Source organism: Aquabacterium sp. (assembly GCF_016234775.1).
Classification (GTDB): domain Bacteria; phylum Pseudomonadota; class Gammaproteobacteria; order Burkholderiales; family Burkholderiaceae_C; genus Aquabacterium.
In genome coordinates, this window is sequence record NZ_JACRAH010000030.1 from 22,091 (window position 1) to 41,328 (window position 19,238).

Consider the following 19,238-nt stretch of genomic DNA (forward strand, 5'->3'; position numbering starts at 1 on the left):
AGAGGACAAAATGCTTTCAAAAATCAATCCATACGAAATTATAGCGTCGCACTATCGTTCAATGTACCGGCATGATACCGGGAAAATTGACATTATTGAAGTTGGCCTTCATTTCTCCATACCCCTCTCGCTCGCTATTGTGGCAGCATATTGCACCGAAGCATTGACCAGTGAAGTTGTTGGAATTATAGTTTCGGCAGCCTCTATCGTTGCCGGCCTGATGCTGAACTTGCTTGTCTTGGTTTACACCCTTGCCTACAACACCAAAAATAGTGGCAAACCCATATCCAAGCCAGGCGAATTCAAAACGCTAACCGACGAACTGCTAGCAACCATCTCCTACAGCATTTTAATTTGCATTGGATTGGTGGCCACAGCCTTCCTCGCGCTTGCAAAAAACCTACCGATAGCGGAGGTTGGGAAGTTTGTGACAATATTCCTTGGAGCATCCGCGATGCTATGCCTACTGATGGTCCTCAAAAGATGCCATATATTGGTGGCATTTGAATTAAACCAATGCTAAAAATGCACATCTTCGCTGCAGGCCTAACTGAGCGTTCAACGCGGACGCAAACACCAGCCATAGCTTCGCCATTTTCATGGCTAGTGTTGGTGCCCTCCGCGCTTCGCGCTCCGGCGCCGGTTAAATAGGGCGTTAGGCCCAGAAAGAAACTATGTCCGTCTCCGAAGAGAAACTTTCTGCAATAGCGGCGCAACTCAAAAAAGGGGTCGCGCCTTCGCGAGAGACAGTTCGAACCTTCTTGCTTTGGTTCGATGCAGAACGGCGCGGCTACAACGTCATCCGACGAGTACGTGGCGCCCTCAAACGTCACGGACTGTCAACATCGCCAGACTTTGAATACACCTGGCTCGACGGGACGATTGGATTCATTGCAGCGCCTGCCGTCAGTACTCCTTCCGTAGCGTCTTCCGGTGCAGCCTCGCCAGACCCCACCTTCAGAATTGGACGACTCGACGCTGCCAACAAAACACCCGTATTTGTAAAGCCGGACTCAACACTTGCGCAAGCGGTGACGGTCATGCTCACCAACGATTTTTCTCAACTTCCCGTAATGACAGGGCCGCGCGATCTAAAAGGCATCATTAGTTGGAAAACAATCGGAAGCAGGCTTGCGCTAAAGCGGCCATGCTTGAACGTTCGGGACGCGATGGAGCCCGCCCAAGTTGTCTCGGTTGATGAGTCTCTATTTGACGCCATCGCAAAAATTGCATCGCACGACTACGTTCTTGTTCAGGCACCGGACAAATCTTTCACAGGCATAGTCACTGCGAGCGACTTCAATTTCCAATTCCAGGCGTTGGCTGAACCATTTCTGTTAGTGGGAGAAATCGAGAACGGTCTTCGAGGCATCTTGCATCAAAAGTTCAGCCTCAAGGAGCTGGAAGAGGCTAAGGCACCAGGGGACGACGGGCGCACCATCGAATCCCCGAGTGACTTAACACTTGGTGAGTACGTGCGTTTGATCGAACCTGAAAAGCGATGGAAAAAGCTACGAATTGAGATTGATCGAGTGGAATTCTTGGCACGGTTGAACCGCGTGAGAGAGGTTCGGAACGATGTAATGCACTTCGATCCAGATGGCCTTGATCCCGCCGACTTAGTGTTTCTTCGAGAGTTTGCACAGTTTCTAAAGCGCCTTCGGGATGTTGGCGCGGTCTAGGCCTAATTGGTCGTTCAACAGGGATGTCAATGCTTCGCATTGCCGCCCTTCAACTTTGGCGTTAGGCCTCACAAGGAAATTCCGTGCCAGATCCACGAAAAGAACTTGCCGCCAAGTACCTCCCAGAGAATAGGTACGCGAACTTCGGCCCCTCCTTGAACTCTGTTCGAATCATGGGTTTTCGCGGAGTTGCAGACCTACGAGTCGACTTCCAGTTTCCAATAACCGCTATATCAGGCCTAAACGGAGCAGGAAAGAGCACCGTCGGACAACTTTGTTTAGGCGCCTACAAGAAGCCAGGAACGGTTCATGACTACAAGCGCTTCTACATCCGAGACTTCTTTCCAGCCTCTCTCGCAGACCCAAATCCATTCACGGTCGATTCATCTGTTGTCTATGAGTACAACACCAATGAACCACTGACCCCTCAAACGCTTACGGTCGCACGTACACAGCGTGAATGGAGCGGCTACAAGCGGCAGCCTGAGCGAACCTGCTACTACATAGGTTTCACGATCTACATTCCAAAGGTCGAGCAACGCGACCTTAGCATTTACCGAGGAGCTCAGTTGGCTCTTGGAAGGCAGCGCCAAATTCCAAATGAAGTACGGGAGCGCGTAGGACGAATCCTGGGGCAGCAGTATGACGGCATGCACTTCCAACGTATTGAGCACGGCGGACGTGAGGGCGAGTTGGGAATTGCTGCCCGTTTTGGGGCTCAGTACTCCGAGAACAACATGGGATTCGGAGAAGGCAGAACACTCTATCTCGTTGATCTACTTGAGAATGCGCCATCGCCCAGTCTGTTTGTCATAGAAGAGCCAGAGACATCCCTGCACGAAAACGCTCAGTTCGAGCTCGGTCGATACTTTCTTGATGTTTGTAACCGTCGCCATCATCAGATCATCTTAACAACGCACTCAAGCACGCTTCTCCAAACCCTACCGGCAGATGCTCGAGTCATGCTATCGCGTGATGCTCAAGGTGTAGCTGCATACCCGGGCCTATCTGCTGCACGCGCTCGCTCTATCCTCTCGGGCGGGCATCATCGGGACATGACCGTACTGGTAGAGGATGATTTTGCAAAACTACTGTTACTAGAAATGATTCGCCGTTGCGATCGCGATCTACTTCGATGCGTAGAGATCCATGAAGTCGGAAATACGAAGGCGGTCCGCTCTGGCGCTCAATTACTGCAACGGCTGGGTAGAAATTACGCCGCCGTTAGAGACGCAGATGTGGGGCCAGACCCCGCGCTTGGAATGTACGTCTTCCCCGGTAATCGTCCACCAGAAAGTGAGGTCTATTCGAATGCCTCGGTCCTTGACGCACTAACCGCTGAATTCGGAATTAACGCTCATCACGCACTCATCCAACGGCAAATCACCGATCACCATAAGTTCTCAGAAGCTCTCGCGGATGAAGCATCAACTTCAGTTGACTACCTCCGAACATACGCAGTGAAGCGATACCTTGACGACATTGGCGTTGCAGCTTTTCAGCCGCTAATTGAAAATATTCAAGCCCGTATGGGTCGGTGACGCCTAACTGTTGGTTCAACGCGGACGCGAGCCTTGCCTGACTATTGCGGACGCACCGCCATAGCCGAGAATGTCCTGCAGATCAAATACTCAGCGAGCCAAACACATTACGTATATCGCCCCCAATTCAATGCGCCGCCACCAACTCACCCCCACTCAAAATGGGTCGTCCAGGCGGTGCAGCCGGCACCAGCACCGGCGGTTGCTGCTCCAGCAGCGCCACCCAGAAGGGCTGGTTGTAGCGCCACCAGGCGTGGCCGCCCATGGGCGCCCTGCCCTGGTTGATGGCCAGGTAGCGTTCGGGTTGCAGTTCGAGCGCAAACAGCGAGGCCACGCGCTCGTTGGGGATCTTGAAGCTCACCGACTGTGAGCCGATCAGCGAAAAGAAGATGTCTTCGCTGGAGCCCGAGCGCAGGAACATGTCCGTCGCCTGGGGGAACTCTTTGAGCAGCTGGATGCAGGCCGCATTGCGGCGCAGGCTCAGGCCCCCGTTGCCCACGTGCACCTTCACGCGCTTGCCCAGCGGGCCGGTGAAGTTGTCGAGGTTGATCATCACCTCCAGGCCATCGGGCCAGGGGGCGCCCACGTAGTCCCAGGGTTGGCTGCACCAGTGGTCCAGCTCGTCGCGCAGCAAGATGGCGTCCGTCTGCAGCACCAGCATGAACTCGTGGCTGCTGGCAAAGCGTTCGTAAAACGCAGGGTTCAGCAGCAGGCGGTTGTAGCCTTTGACAGAGGCAAAGTAGCCATTGTCAAAGCGCACCACGGGCACGCCCGGGTAGTGGCGGGTGTAGTAGCCCACGTCCAGGTGTTCGGGCGCCACGAAGAACAGGTCACGCCCGGGTTTGAGGTGCTGGGTGGAATAGTCCAGCGAGAACTTTTCCAGCGGCTCCAGCTCGGCCCGGTAGATGGGGATGACGATGGCGCACTTGCCATTGCTGGCGTGGTGGATGGTGCTGCTTGTGCTGCTGCTCATGATGCAAAACGCTCCCTCACGAATCTCATCACATCGGCCATGCGCTGGTCGCCGTGGTGGTGGTCCAGGGCGTAGCGGTGGCGGGCCACGATGCCGTCTGCACCGCCTGCGTCAAACATGGCCACGGCGCGCTCGATCAGCGGCTTGGGGTTCATGATGTCGTCGGGCGTGCTGAACACGATGTGTTCGCGGCTGATGTCCTTGATGGGTGGCAGGAACTGCATCGAGGCGGGCACCACGGGGATGCCGCCCGTGCTCAGCGCGTCAAAGATGCGGATGGCCACGTCATTGAGCACAGGCGCAATCCAGTGCACCTTGTGTGAATACCATTCCTCCAGGCGCTCCTCAGGCGTGCGCACATGGAAGTTGCGGTCGCTGAAGCCAATCGATGGGTAGTGCTGGCTCAGCGTGCTCACCACGCGGTTGCGGTAGGTGAACGGGGCATACGGGATGTGCTTGCCCAGCGGCGCATTGGAGCGCTTGGCCGTCACGATCTTCGCGATGCTGTCCGTCAAGAACTGGCGAGACCACTGCACGGTGCCGCAGTACACGGGGCCCACGGTGGCCCAGTTGTAGCGGGTCAGCAGGTAGAGGTTTTCGTGGTGGCCGGGGGCGTACACATCGCTGTGCGCGGCCAGGAAGGTGCTCAGGTCCAGCCAGTGGTGGTTGTCCCAGTCCCAGGCGATGAAGATGGTCTTGTCGCACTGGGTGTAGAAGTCGGCGTATTCGGCTTTGGCCTGGCCCACATCGTTGTTGTTGACGATGACGATGGCGCTTTCCAGGAAGGCCCGCTTCTCGGCGCGGATGGCCTCATTGGGTTCTTCAAAGAAGCCCTTCTCCAGGTACTCCACCGTGCAGCCGGGGATCTGGCAGCCAAAGCCGTTGATGTTGGCGCCCAGGATCACGCGGGTCAGGCCCTTGTCGGCAAACCAGGCTTTGAGCGCATTGGCGCGGCTGTGCTTGAGTGCGGCCAGGTGAAAGAAGCCATCGTGCTGGGCAAACTTCACCAGCTCTTGCGATTGCTGCACAGGCAGCGTGCGGTTCTCGATGGCCTGGAAGACGGCGTGGATGCTGGGTTGCGCCATGGTGTGCTGCCCTCCCGGTGTTCAGAGTTGGTCGTGGGCTTCACCCAGCTCGGCCTTGCGCCACATGGCCACGTAGATGGATTCCATGTTGCGGCAGAAGCGTTCGGTGTCAAACAAGGCGTGGGTGCCTTGGTTGGCAGCCAGCTTGGTGCGCAGGGCTTCGCGCAGGGGGCGGTCGTTGGCGAGCTTCAGGGCCAGGGCTTCGTAGCCTTCTTTCGAATCGGCCACCAGCTCGGGCATGCCGATGGCGTGCAGCAGGCTGGCCGCCACGCGTGCCGGGAAGGCGCCGCCCATGAAGGTGACCACGGGCAGGCCAGCCATCAGGGCATCGGCAGCGGTGGTGTGGGCGTTGTAGGGGTGGGTGTCCAGGAAGATGTCGGCCTGGCGGTAACGGGCCAGGTGGTCTTCCACCATGGGCACGCGGCCAGCAAACACCAGGCGGGAGGGGTCCACGCCACGCTTGGCGGCTTCGTTGCGCAGGTTGGCTTGGGCAGCCTGCCCGCGCGACATCAGCCACAGCACGCTGCCGGGCACCTGTTGCAGCAGGCGCATCCACACATCGAACAGCGGGGGCGAGATCTTGTAGTCGTGGCTGAACGAGCAGAACACCAGGGCGTCATCCGGCAGGCCGCATTCGGCGCGGGTGGGCGTGCGTTCGGCGATCTTCAAGCCGGCATCCGTGGGCAGGTAGGCATCAGGCAGATAGGCCACCTTCTCGTCGTAGAAGCACTGGTGCTCCGGCGGGATCACATAGCGGTCGGCAATGATGTAGTCCATATAGGGCACACCCATGGTGCCGGGGTAGCCCAGGTAGTTCACGTGAACCGGTGCGGGGCGGTGGGCGAACACATCGGTGCGTGAATCAGCGGTGTAGCCGGCCAGGTCCACGGCGATGTCCACTTCCATCTCGCGCATCTTCTCGGCGATCTGGCGCGAGGTCATCAGGCGGGCGTCCACGAAGTGGTCGAAGCAGTTGAGCATGCGGCTGCGCAGGCGGCTCTTGTCGTCAATGCCCAGCGAGATGGCGATGGTCTCGAAGCGGCTCTTGTCGTGGTGCTCGAAGATGCCGCACATCAGGTGGCCCACGGGGTGCTCGCGCAGGTCAGGCGACACATAAGCCAGGCGGATCTTCTTGTGGTTGTAGCGTTGGCCCGTCCACATCGCTTGCTTGGCTTGCGGGAAGCGTTGGCCAAACAGGCGCGAGCTGATCTGGTGGGCGGCCACGTCATCCGAGAAGGCCATCAGCGGCAGGGATTTGCAGGTCTTCTTGCCTTGGTGGATGCCCTGCACGATGCGCTGGGCCATGCCTTCAAAGTCGGTCCAGTCACAGGTGTGCAGGCGTTCGTAGCCCAGCAGGCCCAGGCCCCAGTCGTAGTTGGGGTTGACGGCCAGCAGGCGCTGGAACATGCCGATGGCTTCGTCCGAGCGCTTGAACTCGGTCAGGATGATGCCGCAGTTGCCCAGGGCAGTTTCGTGGTCGGGCTTGATCGTCAGCACCTGCTGGAAGCGTTGCAGCGCCTCCAGGTGGCGATGGGATTCGCGCAGCAGCACGCCGCTGTTGATCAGGGCTTCGGTGTATTGGGGGTTGACGGCCACGGCCTTGTCATAGGCGGCCAGGGCCTCCTCGCGGCGGCCCAGGTTCTGCAGCACGTTGGCGTAGGCCATCCACACAGGCGCAAAGCCGGGGGTGACCTGCACGCAGGGCTCCAGGATGGCCAGGGCGCGGGCGTGGTCCTGGCGGTGCATCAGGATCACGGCCAGCGAATAGGTGGCAATGCCATCACAAGGGTGGGCTTGCAGGTAGCCGGTGAAGATGGCTTCGGCCTCGGCCAGTTGCCCTGCGTTTTGCAGCTCGATGCCGCGGATCAGGGTCGACTGATCCTGTGCGATCTGGCTGGGGGCGGGTTGCGGTGCGGGTTGCGGCTGAGCCGGCGCAGCGGCCACCGAGGCGGCCACTTCCTTCACAAGCGTTGAAACGGCTTGCTGAGCAGGACGAAAGGAGGCGGCAAGAGCTTGATTTCCCATCACATTGGCCCGTCAAAACACGGCGATCGTCGCCGCAGAGCCAAGATTAGGGGAGCGCACCCTAGGGTGCTCCCGCCAACAAAGCGTGAAAAACCCGTCAAATTGGGCTTGTCATACCCGCAGATCTGATCAACGTGTCACAGCTTCGGGCGTCAGCCAGGCGCTCAGGCCTGCCCCCAGGGAGCGCAACTGGGCGCTGGCCAGGTAGCCGTCATGCAGCGCGTTCACGTAGGCGATGCGCAGGTTGAAGTGGTCGCTCTCGGACGACATCACATCAAACAACGAGCGGCGCCCCAGTTGGGACCACTGCTGGAAGGTGAAGTTGCGCACCCGTTCGCTGTCACGCAGCACGTCCACATAGCGCTTGGCACGGTCGAACGAACTGGTGGCCACGTCATACATCTCGGCGGTGCGGCTGAACTTGGTGTTGAGCAGGTCCTGCAGTTGCTGGCGGCTGGCCTCGGCGCGCTTGGCGGCGGCCTTGGAGGTGGCGTCGTCAGAAAAGCCATTGAAGATGCTGTAGCTCACCGTCACGCCGGCGTGCCAGGATGAGGTGCTGTTGGAGCCCTGTTGCCCTTGCGTCTTGCCCAGGCTCCAGTTGAACTGAGGCCCCTGCCCAGCCACCACAGCCTTGGCATAGCTGTCCTGGGCTTCGGCCTGGGCGCGCAGTTGCTGCGCGTCGTTGCCGTATTCGATCTGGCGGTTGATCTCACCGATCTCGGGCACATTGGCCAGCGGGATGGTGATGCCGTCGCCCGGGGGCACCTGGTCACCGATCAGCTTGCGCAGCTTGATCTCGCTCTGGCGGCTCTGGGCCAGGGCCTGGTCGCGCTGCAGTTCGGTCTGCGCATGGGTCTTGCGGGCTTGCACCAGCTCGCTCATGCGGCCTTTGTCTTCATTGATGATGCCCTCCAGGGCCTCGACTAGGCAGCTCATCTTGCGCATGTACTGCTGGTAGACCTGGGCCTGCAGGCGGTAGCGGTTGCGCTCCAGCGCGGCGCTCACGGCCTCCAGCACGACTTGTTCGGTGGTCATGGCGGCGCCAAACTTGGCAGCACCAGCCAGATTCGATCGCCAGTCTGTCAGGCGGCTGAGGCGGCCGTTGTCCCACAGTGGCGCCGTCATGTTCACGCCCAGGCTGGACTGGTTGCCCTTGCTCACGGTGGTGCCCGCTACCGCGCTGCCACCTGCCCCCAACACACCGCTCACAGACACTTGCGGCCAACGGCCTGCCTTGGTCTCGGTCACATCCAGCTCGGCGGCTTCAGCCAGCAGGCGCGAGGCGCCCACCGAGGCACTGCGCCGCTGAGCTTCACGGGCAATCAGTTGCAGTTGGGTGACCGGGTCCATGGGCGCAGGCTCGGCTTCCACCTTGCCTGGTGCGGGCTTGGCACCGCCTTTGATGTAGGCCGCCTTGTCCGGCTTGGGCTCGCCAGCCAGGTCATCCGCACAGCGCGCCCACGCGCCCACCATGCCAGCTTGCGCCGCCAACACGGCCACACAGACAGCAGACTTCAGAAACGGGAATGTGGTGGTCTTCATGGCTCAACGCTCTCGGAAAGCTTCCTGGGACTTGACCAGTGGCATCAGCAGGTACTGCGCAACGGTCCTCTCGCCGGTCCGCACCTCGACCGTGGCAGTCATGCCGGGCATCACGGCCAGCGGCTTGTTCCCCTGGTGCAGGGTCGACACATCCGAGCGAATCCGCGCCCGGTAGTAGGTGGCGTCATGGGCACCTGCCTTGGCGTCATCACCCAGGGCGTCCGGGCTGATGTAATCGATCGTGCCTTTGAGGCCGCCATACAGGTAGTAGTCGTAGGCGCTGAGCTTGACCGTCACCGGCAGGCCCACGCGCACGAAGCCGATGTCAGCAGGCTTGATGCGGGCCTCAATGAGCACGCGCGGGCCGATCGGCAGGATTTCCATGATGGCCGCGCCGGCAGGCACCACACCGCCCACTGTGGCGATGCGGATGTTCTTGACCAGGCCCTTGACGGGCGATTTCAGCGTGGTGCGGGTCAGCAAGTCCTGCTTGACCACCATCTGCTCTTCCAGCTGGGCCAGCTCGGTGCGCACCTTGACCAACTCGGCACTCGCATCCTGGCGGAAACGGTTGATGCGCTCCTGGATTTGCAGGGTCAGATCATTGACCTGGCGTTGCGAACGCATCACTTCCACCTCGGACATCAGCCCCTTGGCGGACATGCGCTCGGCCATGGCCAGTTCGCGCCGCAACAGCCCCAGGCTGCGCCGGGTCACGCCCACGGCCTCTTCCAGGGCCATGCGCCGCGCGTCGTACGATTCGGTCTCGTCGTGCACGATCTGCGGCAGGGCCCGCACTTCCGTGGGGAAGATCAGTGGCTTGCCGGTGGATTCAGCCAGCAGACGCGCCAGCGTGCCGGTGAGCGCCAGGCGCTTGGCTTCGCCTTCGTTCTGACTGGCCTCGGCGCGGGTGGGATCGATCTGCAAGAGATCCTGGCCCTTTTCGACCATCATCCCTTCACGCACCAGCATATTGCGCAGAATGCCGCCTTCCAGGCTGGCAATGACCTGCTCGCGGCCATCGGACACCACCTTGCCTTCGGCCTTGGTGATCTGCTCGACCCGCGCCATGAAGGCCCAGACGATCGCGGCGATCACCACTGTCAGCATCAGGTAGATCGACCACACGGCCTGAGGCGTGGCCTCGACCAGCTCGGCCTGCTTGATGCCCGACAGGAATTCTTCGTCGCCGGGGTAAGCCACCCCATCGGCAGACTTTTTGGATCGACGCAATGACAGTGCCATGGTTGTCAACCCGCCGCCGCCAGCTCACGCTGCGGCTGAGGCGCAGCCGCTTGCGGCGCCTGTTGTTGTGCCTGCACGGGCTGCACATGGCCCGGGCGTTGGCCCGCCAGCATCGCCAGTACCTTGGCCTTGGGGCCATCGGCCAGGATGCGGCCACTGTCGACCACGATGATGCGGTCCACCACATCGAGCAAGGCCGGGCGGTGCGTGACCACGATCAGCGTCTGCCCATGCACGGCAGAGCGCAGGTGATTGATGAAGCTGGCTTCAGACTGCGCATCCATTGAGCTGGTGGGCTCGTCCATCAGCAGCACCTGGGATTTGGTCACCAGGCAGCGTGCCAGCGCCACCAGCTGGCGTTGGCCACCTGACAGCAGGGAACCCATTTCGCCCACAGGCAGGTCGTAGCCCATGGGGTGCGACGCTGCGAGCTTGTCCAGCCCGGTTTGCCTTGCCACCTCCAGGAAGTGGCCGACGTCGGCATTGGGGCGGCCCAGCAGCACGTTTTCTTTCAAGGTGCCGTAGAACAGGCGAGGCTCTTGCGACACGAAGCCCACGTGGGTGCGGAAGTCCACCGGGTCGATCTGGCGCAGGTCGATGCCATCCACTTCCACAAAGCCATCTGTGGGCTGATACAGCCCCGCCAGCAAGCGCAGGATGGTGGATTTGCCGCTGCCGATCTTGCCCAGGATGGCGATGCGCTCACCCGGCTGGATCTGCATGTTGATGCCCTTGAGCACCGTGGGCGCGTGTTCGTGCTTGCCCTTCGGGTAGGCGAACATCACCTCGTGCAGGCCCAACTGACCCTTGAGGTTCTTGCGCGTGAGGTACTGCTTGCCCGCCACGCGCTCGGTGGGCATGGCCATCAGGTCATTGAGGATCAGGAGCGCCGCCTTGGCGCCTTGATAGCGGCTGGCCAGGGCCACCAGCGAGGTCAGGGGCGCCACGGCACGGCCGGCGAACATCACGGCACCGATCAGCGAACCGCCCGACACCTGCCCATCCTTGATCAGCACCACGCCCCACATGAGCATGGCCACCGTCACCAGGGGCTGCACCACGGCAGAGAAGTTGTTCACCAGGCTGGCAATGGCTCGCGAGCGCAGCGACGAAGCCGCCGCAGCCGCATTGGCCGCCTCGTAGCGCTTGGAGAAGTAGCCCGCCGCACCGGCTGCGCGCACGTCTTCGAGGCCTTCCATGGCCTCCACCAGCACGCCTTGCAAGTCAGCGTGCTGCGCCATATTGGCCCGCATGGAGCGGCGCAGCATGCGCTGGATGCCGATGGACAAACCGAGCACGGCCGGGATCGCGATCAGGAGCACGAACACCAGCGGCCCGGCGATCACATAGGTCATCAGCACGAACAGGAAGATGAAGGGCAAGTCCGTCAGCACCGAGGCGCTGGCCGATGTCGAAAACTCGCGCACCACCTCGATCTGCGACAACCTGTGCGCAAACGAGCCAGCCGAATCCGGCCGGTGTTCCAGGCGGATGTTGAGCGCCTGGTTGAACAGCATGTTGCCCATGATCAGATCGGCCTTCTTGCCGGCCGTATCGATCAGGTAGCTGCGCAACTGGCGCGCTACCAGGTCAAAGAAGATACCGATCAAGGTGCCGATGCCCAGCGACCACATGGTCACCATGGCGTCATGCGGGATCACCTTGTCATACACGATGGAGGTGAAGAAGCCCGTCACCAGCATGAGCAGGTTGCTCAGCAGCGCCGCCACCATGGCCGAGCGGTAATAAGGAACGTAGCGCTTGAGCGTGGACCACAGCCAGTGCGATGGCGAGAGCTGCTGCGCATCACGGTCACCATGCACGGTGCCGGGCTTGACCGCCGCCAGCAAGGTGTAGCCGGAGTACTCGGGCAACAGTTCTTCTTCCGTGGCGGTGCAGACCTCGTTGCCCGAACCCGGCATCACCACTTCATAACGTGTGCCCCCTGCCCGCTTCGAGCGCGAGCCCAGGCGCCGCGTCAGGATCACGGCGTCGCCGTTCTTGAGCAGCATCACCACGGGCATCAGCAGGCCCAGAATCTTGCTGGGCGGGCGCTTGACCAGCGTCGCGCTGAAACCCACCTGCTTGAGCACCTGTACCGCCTGTGGTGGCGACATGCCGGCCCCATCCACCTGCAAGCCATCCAGCAAGGAGGCATGGCTGCGGTCGATGCCATGGTGATGGCACAACCAGACCACGGCTTCCAGCAGCGGATCGGCTGACAAGGCTGCGCCCTCACCTGCAGCAAAACTTTGCTCAGGTTCACCAATCGGTTCTTCGATCAGATCGGGCTCGGAGGTGGGGTCCACCAGATAGCTCCCAGGTAACAACAACGGGTACACGGCCCGTTTGGGGCCCCTTTAGGGACTTTTCGGGCGTGTACCTGGGATGCTAGGTGGGGGGCTGTGAAGTCTTAAGCGGCAATAGAGGCGTCTTCGCCGCGCATTTCCGGCCCGTGCAACAGCGGCGCACAAGCGCAGCGGGAACACGAAAAGCGACGACGCAAGCGAGCCGAACACGGCAGCCTGGCGTCAGACTTCAGCGACTGATGGAGGGAAGACGAGAGGCAGGGGGGGGTGGAGGCGCGGCCCGGAGTCGAACCGGGCTCAACGGATTTGCAATCCGACGCATAACCGCTTTGCTACCGCGCCTCAAAAACAACTTCCAGCAGCTTGGGCTGGAAAAAAGGGAAGCACTTGGCTTCCCTTTTCAAAATTTGGAGCGGGATAAGAGACTCGAACTCTCGACCTATACCTTGGCAAGGTATCGCTCTACCAACTGAGCTAATCCCGCATATTGTCATTGCTGACAATTTTCTTCGCTTTGACTTCAGCTTGTTTGCTGCTGTCTTGATCGTTTTGGTTGTCGCGATCAGCGAAGACCTGAACTATACATCGATTTTGGTACTTTGCGCAAGGTGTCGCAAATTTTCATCAAGATTTTTGTACGCCAGACCGGTGGTGCGCGGGACGGGAATCGAACCCGTACACCCTTACGGATACGAGATTTTAAGTCTCGGGCGTCTACCTATTCCGCCACCCGCGCATGAGGCTCGGCATTGTACCTGTGCGTTCTTTCAAATGCCCGATGAACAGGCACTTGTGCACGCCATGAAAGCCACGCAAAGCCCCAGCCCCCTTCTCTTCCATTCCCGCTTGCCTAGAATGGGTCTCAAGAGATCAGCGGGAGCCACACCATGCGTGTACTCGTCCTCGGAAGCGGTGTGATCGGCGTGACCAGCGCCTACTGCCTGGCACGCGCCGGCGCCAGCGTCACCGTGATCGACCGCCAGCCCGGGCCCGCCATGGAAACCAGCTTCGCCAATGCGGGCCAGATTTCACCCGGCTATGCCTCCCCCTGGGCCTCACCCGGCCTGCCCCTCAAAGCCCTGCACTGGTTGTTCCAGAAGCACTCGCCCCTGGCCATCAGGCCTGACGGCAGCTTGTGGCAATGGCAATGGATGGCGCGCATGCTGCGCGAGTGCAACCCCGAGCGCTACGCCATCAACAAGGAGCGCATGGTGCGCGTGGCCGAATACAGCCGCGACTGCCTGCGCCAATGGCGCGCCGAGATGGGCCTGCAATACGAAGGCCGCACCCTGGGCACCTTGCAGATCTTCCGCACCCAGGCGCAACTGCAAAGCGCCCACAAGGACACCTCGGTGCTGGACCGCTGCAACGTGCCCTACCAACTGATGACGCCCGATGAATGCGTGCAACAGGAACCCGCCCTGGCTGCGCGCCAAGGCTTGCTCACCGGTGGCCTGTATCTACCTGGTGACGAAACCGGTGATTGCCACCTCTTCGCCCAAGTGATGACCGAGAAGGCCCGCGCCTTGGGCGTGCAGTTCCTGCATGGCGTGCAAGTGGACCAACTGCTGCACGACGGCCAGCGCATCACCGGCGTGAGGCTGCTGACACCCAAAGGCGCCGAGGTGCGCCTGGCCGATGCCTATGTGGTGGCCATGGCCACGTATACACGTGCGCTGCTGCGCGATCTGGCACTGGACCTGCCCGTCTATCCCGTCAAGGGCTACTCGCTCACGCTACCGATTCAGCAGGCCGATGCTGCGCCGCGCTCCACCGTGCTGGACGAAAGCTACAAGGTCGCCCTCACGCGCTTTGATCAACGCATCCGAGTGGGCGGCATGGCCGAGCTGGCCGGCTTTGATCTGAACCTGCGCGAGAGCCGCCGCGCCACACTGGAGCGCGTCGTGCGCGATCTCTTCCCCGATGCGGGCCCCATCGATCAAGGTGAGTTCTGGACCGGCCTGCGGCCCATGACGCCCGACGGCACACCCATCATCGGGCGCACCCGCATCGACAAGCTGTGGCTCAACACAGGCCACGGCACACTGGGCTGGACCATGGCAGCCGGCAGCGGGCAGTTGCTCGCAGACATGCTGCTGGGCCGCCCCACCGCCATCCGCAGTGATGACCTGGCCTTGAGCCGCTACCAGCGCGCGCCCATCAAGGTGGCACCGCCCTCGCCTGCCATTGCCCGGCATCGCTCGTAAGCCAGGCACACGCCAGCAAGAAAAAAGCCCCGCCAGATGAACCGGAGGGGCTTTTTTGTAGAAGCTGGAGGCGCGGGCCGGAGTCGAACCGACCTACACGGATTTGCAATCCGGTGCATAACCGCTTTGCTACCGCGCCACTGATCTTTGCTGATCAATCTCGTTGCCGAGCTCCGCAGTATCTCTGAAAATTCAGCAACGTGCAGAGCACCAACAAAAAAGGAAGCCAAGCTGTTAAACCAGGCTTCCTTTCGGAATTTGGAGCGGGATAAGAGACTCGAACTCTCGACCTATACCTTGGCAAGGTATCGCTCTACCAACTGAGCTAATCCCGCATGTTCACTTTGCAGTGACGTATCGCTTTATGCAGATGCTCTAGAGTTGCCCCTTGCTTTGCTGCATCGATCCCTGTTTGGTCACAAGCATCTTGCGATGTCTGTGCAGTGATCAGCGAAGACCTGAACTATACATCATTTTTGACGTTTTGATCAAGTCGTCGCTTTTTTTCATCAACACATCAGTGCTTCAGGACGTCGGTGCTGGTGGCAGCAGGCGCGGCGGCAGCAGCCTCCGGCTTGGCTTCCACCTTGACCTCTTCCTCGGGCAGCGGCGTAGGCTGACGCTCCAGGGCGACTTCCAGCACCTTGTCGATCCACTTCACAGGCACGATCTCGATCTGGCTCTTCACGTTCTCGGGGATCTCAGCCAGGTCCTTCACGTTCTCTTCAGGGATCAGCACGGTCTTGATGCCACCACGGTGAGCAGCCAGGAGCTTCTCCTTCAGGCCACCAATCGCCGTGACTTCACCACGCAGGGTGATTTCACCCGTCATGGCCACGTCAGCACGCACCGGGATGCCCGTCAGCGCCGACACAAACGCCGTGGTCATGGCAGCACCAGCAGACGGACCGTCCTTCGGTGTGGCGCCATCAGGCACGTGAATGTGGATGTCGCGCTTCTCGAACAGATCGTCGGTGATGCCCAGGCGGCGAGCGCGTGAACGCACCACCGAACGAGCAGCCTCGACGGACTCCTTCATCACATCGCCCAGTTGCCCGGTGCGGATGATGTTGCCCTTGCCGGGCATGATCGCGGCTTCGATGGTCAGCAGATCGCCGCCCACTTCCGTCCATGCCAGGCCGACGACCTGACCGATCTGGTTGTCCTTCGTGGCTTCGCCGTAGCTGTACTTGCGCACGCCCAGGAAGTCATTGAGGTTCTCGTCGGTGACGACCACCTTCTCGGTGTACTGCTTGAGCGCAAAGCCCTTGATCACCTTGCGGCAGATCTTGGAGACTTCGCGTTCCAGCGAACGCACACCAGCTTCACGGGTGTAGTAGCGGATGATGCCGCGGATGGCGCTTTCAGCGACTTCCAGCTCACCTTCCTTCACACCGTTGTTCTTGATCTGCTTGGGCAGCAAGTACGTTTGAACGATGTGCACCTTCTCGTCTTCGGTGTAGCCAGCCAGGCGAATCACTTCCATCCGGTCCAGCAGGGCTGGTGGGATGTTCAGCGAGTTCGAGGTGGCCACGAACATCACATCCGACAAGTCGAAATCGACTTCGATGTAGTGGTCGCCGAAGGTGTGGTTCTGTTCGGGGTCGAGCACTTCCAGCAGCGCCGATGAAGGGTCGCCACGGAAGTCCATGCCCAGCTTGTCGATTTCGTCAAGCAGGAACAGCGGGTTGCGCACACCGACCTTGCCCAGGCTCTGCAGCACCTTGCCCGGCATGGAGCCGATGTAGGTGCGGCGGTGGCCACGGATCTCGGCTTCGTCACGCACGCCGCCCAGGGCCATGCGCACGAACTTGCGGCCGGTCGCACGGGCGATCGACTGACCCAGCGAGGTCTTGCCGACGCCGGGAGGGCCAACCAGGCACAGGATGGGCGCCTTGACCTTGTCCACGCGTTGTTGCACAGCAAGATACTCAAGGATGCGTTCCTTGACCTTGTCGAGGCCGTAGTGCTCTTCGTTCAGCACGGACTCGGCCAGGGCCAGGTCATGCTTGACCTTGGACTTCTTGCTCCAGGGCAGGCCGACCAGGGTGTCGATGTAGTTGCGCACCACGGTGGCTTCTGCCGACATGGGCGACATCAGCTTGAGCTTCTTGAACTCGGCATCGACCTTCTTGCGTGCCTCCTTGGGCATGCGAGCGGACTCGATCTTCTTGGCGATTTCTTCGAGGTCTGCGCCCTCTTCGCCTTCACCCAGTTCTTTCTGGATGGCCTTGACCTGCTCGTTCAGGTAGTACTCGCGCTGCGACTTCTCCATCTGGCGCTTGACGCGGCCACGGATGCGCTTTTCAACCTGCAGGATGTCGACTTCGTGCTCGAGTTGCTCCAGCAGCTTTTCCAGACGACCGGACACCGAGAACAGGTCCAGCACGGCCTGCTTGGCTTCGAGCTTGAGCGGCAAGTGCGCAGCGATGGTGTCAGCCAGACGGCCAGCATCATCGATACCGGAGATCGACGTCAGGATTTCAGGCGGGATCTTCTTGTTGAGCTTGACGTACTGGTCAAACTGTTGCGTCACCGCGCGGCGCAGCGCTTCAACTTCAGGCGTGATGCCGCCTTCGGGTTGAACCGGCACCACATCAGCGGTGAAGAATTCGTTTTCGTCGTGGATGGCCGACGTATTGGCACGCTGAACGCCTTCGACCAGCACCTTCACGGTACCGTCAGGCAATTTCAACATCTGCAAGATGCTGGAAACGCAGCCGATGTCGAACATGTCTTCCGCTTTGGGCTCGTCCTTGCCAGCAGCTTTTTGGGCGACCAGCATGATTTGCCTGCCAGCTTCCATCGCGGCTTCCAGCGCCTTGATGGACTTGGGGCGACCCACGAACAGCGGGATCACCATGTGCGGAAAGACCACGACATCTCGCAGCGGCAGCAACGGCAGCGTGATGGGATCGGAGGGAAGGATGGGGTGTCCAGACATATTGGGCTCACTTTCTCTGATACCCACTTGGGGCTTCAGCGATAAAACACAAGGGCACCGTGAAAACCTTGGATCACAGGGTCTTCAGCGGTGCCCGTCAGAGCGGAACTTCAAGAGTTCGCTCAGGCACTGGCCTTAGCCTGTTCCCGATACACCAACAAAGGCTTGGCGTTCTCTTCGATGGTGGACTCATCCAGGACCACCTTTTGCACTCCTTCCTGTGTAGGCAATTCGAACATCGTGTCAAGCAACGACTGTTCCAGGATGGATCGCAGACCACGTGCACCGGTCTTTCGGGCCAGCGCCTTGCGAGCGATGGCAGCCAGAGCCTGCGGACGGATCTCCAGTTCAACGCCATCCATGCTCAGCAGTTGCTGGTATTGCTTGAGAAGCGCATTCTTGGGTTCGGTCAGGATACGCACCAGCGCATCCTCGGTCAATTCGCCCAGCGTCGCCACAACGGGCAAACGGCCAACCAGTTCGGGGATGATGCCGAACTTGATCAGATCCTCGGGCTCGACCTCGCGGAAGACCTCGGAGAGCTTCTTTTCTTCCTTGGACTGGACGGCCGCGCCAAAACCTATGCCCGACTTGACGGAGCGGTTCTGGATGACCTTTTCCAGGCCATCGAAAGCGCCACCGCAGATGAACAGGATGTTGGTCGTGTCGATCTGCAGGAAATCCTGATTGGGGTGCTTGCGGCCGCCTTGCGGAGGCACCGAAGCCATCGTGCCTTCGATCAGCTTGAGCAAAGCCTGCTGCACACCCTCACCCGACACGTCACGCGTGATGGACGGGTTGTCGGACTTGCGCGAGATCTTGTCGATTTCGTCGATGTAGACGATGCCGCGCTGGGCCTTCTCGACCTCGTAGTTGCAGTTCTGCAGCAGCTTCTGGATGATGTTTTCGACGTCTTCACCCACGTAACCGGCTTCGGTCAGGGTGGTGGCATCGGCAATCACGAAGGGCACGTTCAGCAAGCGGGCCAGCGTCTGGGCCAGCAGCGTCTTGCCGGAGCCGGTGGGCCCGATCAGCAGGATGTTGCTCTTGGCCAGTTCAATGTCGGGCTTCTTGTTCTCGCCCGTGCCCATGTGCTTGAGCCGCTTGTAGTGGTTGTACACCGCCACAGACAGCGTGCGTTTGGCCGTGTCCTGACCAATCACGTACTGGTCCAGGCTGGCCTTGATTTCACCGGGCGTAGGCAGATCACTGCGTGCAGGGCGTGATTGTTCAGCCTCTGCGGCGACCTCATCACGGATGATGTCGTTACACAGTTCAATGCACTCGTCGCAGATGAAGACCGACGGGCCGGCGATGAGCTTCTTCACCTCGTGCTGGCTCTTTCCGCAGAAGGAGCAGTACAAGATTTTTTCGCTGGAGGAGCCTTTTTTCTCGGGCATGGTGCAGGCCTGTCAAAGTGTCGGCAAGGGGGTTAAGGACATGATAAGACAAATGGCCCCACGTCAATCTCGGTGAACTGCCCCATCTTGGCGCGGCTTTTTAGCCACTTCGGGGTCAATCCGGGGACGCGCGGGGGCGCTTCTGTCAGATCACTGTCGCTTGTCCAGCACCTTGTCGATGAGTCCGTAAGTGGCGGCCTCATCGGCCGACATGTAGTAGTCGCGTTCGGTATCGTTCTGGATCTTCTCCAGGGGCTGGCCGGAACGCTCGGCCAGGATACGGTT

13 protein-coding genes and 5 tRNA genes are annotated in these 19,238 nt (G+C 60.4%); 4 read left to right on the forward strand and 14 right to left on the reverse strand.

The window, feature by feature from the left end; genetic code table 11:
- The first annotated feature begins 10 nt into the window (after positions 1 to 10).
- The 3 genes from HY836_RS08590 (at position 11) to HY836_RS08600 (ending at position 3,223) form a co-directional block, all read left to right on the forward strand.
- Positions 11 to 523, forward strand: a complete 513-nt coding sequence (locus HY836_RS08590) for a hypothetical protein (RefSeq protein ID WP_290675482.1) — start codon at positions 11 to 13, stop codon at positions 521 to 523.
- Positions 524 to 674: 151 nt separating this feature from the next.
- Positions 675 to 1,682, forward strand: coding sequence for a CBS domain-containing protein (locus HY836_RS08595; protein WP_290675484.1), 1,008 nt, complete (start codon positions 675 to 677; stop codon positions 1,680 to 1,682).
- 173 nt (positions 1,683 to 1,855) lie between these two features.
- A complete protein-coding gene (locus HY836_RS08600) occupies positions 1,856 to 3,223 on the forward strand; it encodes an AAA family ATPase (RefSeq protein ID WP_290675486.1) in 1,368 nt (455 codons plus the stop codon).
- 127 nt (positions 3,224 to 3,350) lie between these two features.
- Here HY836_RS08600 and HY836_RS08605 read toward each other — a convergent pair whose 3' ends face one another.
- The 9 genes from HY836_RS08605 to HY836_RS08645 form a co-directional block, all read right to left on the reverse strand.
- On the reverse strand, positions 3,351 to 4,196 hold the full coding sequence (locus HY836_RS08605) for a DUF5672 family protein (protein WP_290675488.1): 846 nt from the start codon (positions 4,194 to 4,196) through the stop codon (positions 3,351 to 3,353).
- Positions 4,193 to 5,281 carry a hypothetical protein gene (locus HY836_RS08610; protein WP_290675490.1) on the reverse strand — a complete coding sequence of 363 codons (1,089 nt, stop codon included), beginning with the start codon at positions 5,279 to 5,281 and terminating at the stop codon, positions 4,193 to 4,195. The genes HY836_RS08605 and HY836_RS08610 overlap by 4 nt, the downstream gene beginning before the upstream one ends.
- Positions 5,282 to 5,302: 21 nt before the next feature.
- Positions 5,303 to 7,306 (reverse strand): glycosyltransferase family 41 protein, encoded by a 2,004-nt coding sequence (locus HY836_RS08615; RefSeq protein ID WP_290675492.1) that lies wholly within the window; start codon positions 7,304 to 7,306, stop codon positions 5,303 to 5,305.
- A gap of 129 nt (positions 7,307 to 7,435) precedes the next feature.
- Positions 7,436 to 8,848, reverse strand: a complete 1,413-nt coding sequence (locus HY836_RS08620; protein WP_290675494.1) for a TolC family protein — start codon at positions 8,846 to 8,848, stop codon at positions 7,436 to 7,438.
- A gap of 3 nt (positions 8,849 to 8,851) precedes the next feature.
- Positions 8,852 to 10,093 carry an HlyD family type I secretion periplasmic adaptor subunit gene (locus HY836_RS08625; protein WP_290675496.1) on the reverse strand — a complete coding sequence of 414 codons (1,242 nt, stop codon included), beginning with the start codon at positions 10,091 to 10,093 and terminating at the stop codon, positions 8,852 to 8,854.
- 5 nt (positions 10,094 to 10,098) lie between these two features.
- Positions 10,099 to 12,402 carry a type I secretion system permease/ATPase gene (locus HY836_RS08630; RefSeq protein ID WP_290675498.1) on the reverse strand — a complete coding sequence of 768 codons (2,304 nt, stop codon included), beginning with the start codon at positions 12,400 to 12,402 and terminating at the stop codon, positions 10,099 to 10,101.
- Positions 12,403 to 12,670: 268 nt separating this feature from the next.
- Positions 12,671 to 12,744: transfer RNA gene (locus HY836_RS08635), tRNA-Cys, on the reverse strand.
- Between the two features lie 66 nt (positions 12,745 to 12,810).
- Positions 12,811 to 12,886: transfer RNA gene (locus tag HY836_RS08640), tRNA-Gly, on the reverse strand.
- 165 nt (positions 12,887 to 13,051) lie between these two features.
- Positions 13,052 to 13,138, reverse strand: a tRNA-Leu gene (locus HY836_RS08645).
- 151 nt (positions 13,139 to 13,289) lie between these two features.
- Between HY836_RS08645 and HY836_RS08650 the strand changes: the two genes are divergently transcribed.
- Complete coding sequence (locus HY836_RS08650) at positions 13,290 to 14,609, forward strand: D-amino acid dehydrogenase (RefSeq protein ID WP_290675500.1); 1,320 nt, start codon at positions 13,290 to 13,292, stop codon at positions 14,607 to 14,609.
- A gap of 65 nt (positions 14,610 to 14,674) precedes the next feature.
- On the opposite strand, the gene HY836_RS08655 is transcribed toward HY836_RS08650, so the two are convergent.
- From HY836_RS08655 to HY836_RS08675, 5 genes are all read right to left on the reverse strand, one after another.
- Positions 14,675 to 14,748 (reverse strand) — tRNA-Cys (locus tag HY836_RS08655).
- Between the two features lie 120 nt (positions 14,749 to 14,868).
- Positions 14,869 to 14,944, reverse strand: a tRNA-Gly gene (locus tag HY836_RS08660).
- Positions 14,945 to 15,126: 182 nt separating this feature from the next.
- Positions 15,127 to 17,553 (reverse strand): endopeptidase La, encoded by a 2,427-nt coding sequence (gene lon / locus HY836_RS08665; RefSeq protein WP_290675502.1) that lies wholly within the window; start codon positions 17,551 to 17,553, stop codon positions 15,127 to 15,129.
- A 122-nt stretch (positions 17,554 to 17,675) separates the two neighbouring features.
- Positions 17,676 to 18,953, reverse strand: a complete 1,278-nt coding sequence (gene clpX, locus HY836_RS08670) for an ATP-dependent Clp protease ATP-binding subunit ClpX (protein WP_290675504.1) — start codon at positions 18,951 to 18,953, stop codon at positions 17,676 to 17,678.
- Positions 18,954 to 19,103: 150 nt separating this feature from the next.
- Positions 19,104 to 19,238: ATP-dependent Clp protease proteolytic subunit (locus HY836_RS08675; RefSeq protein ID WP_290675512.1), on the reverse strand; the 135-nt coding region annotated here is incomplete at its 5' end.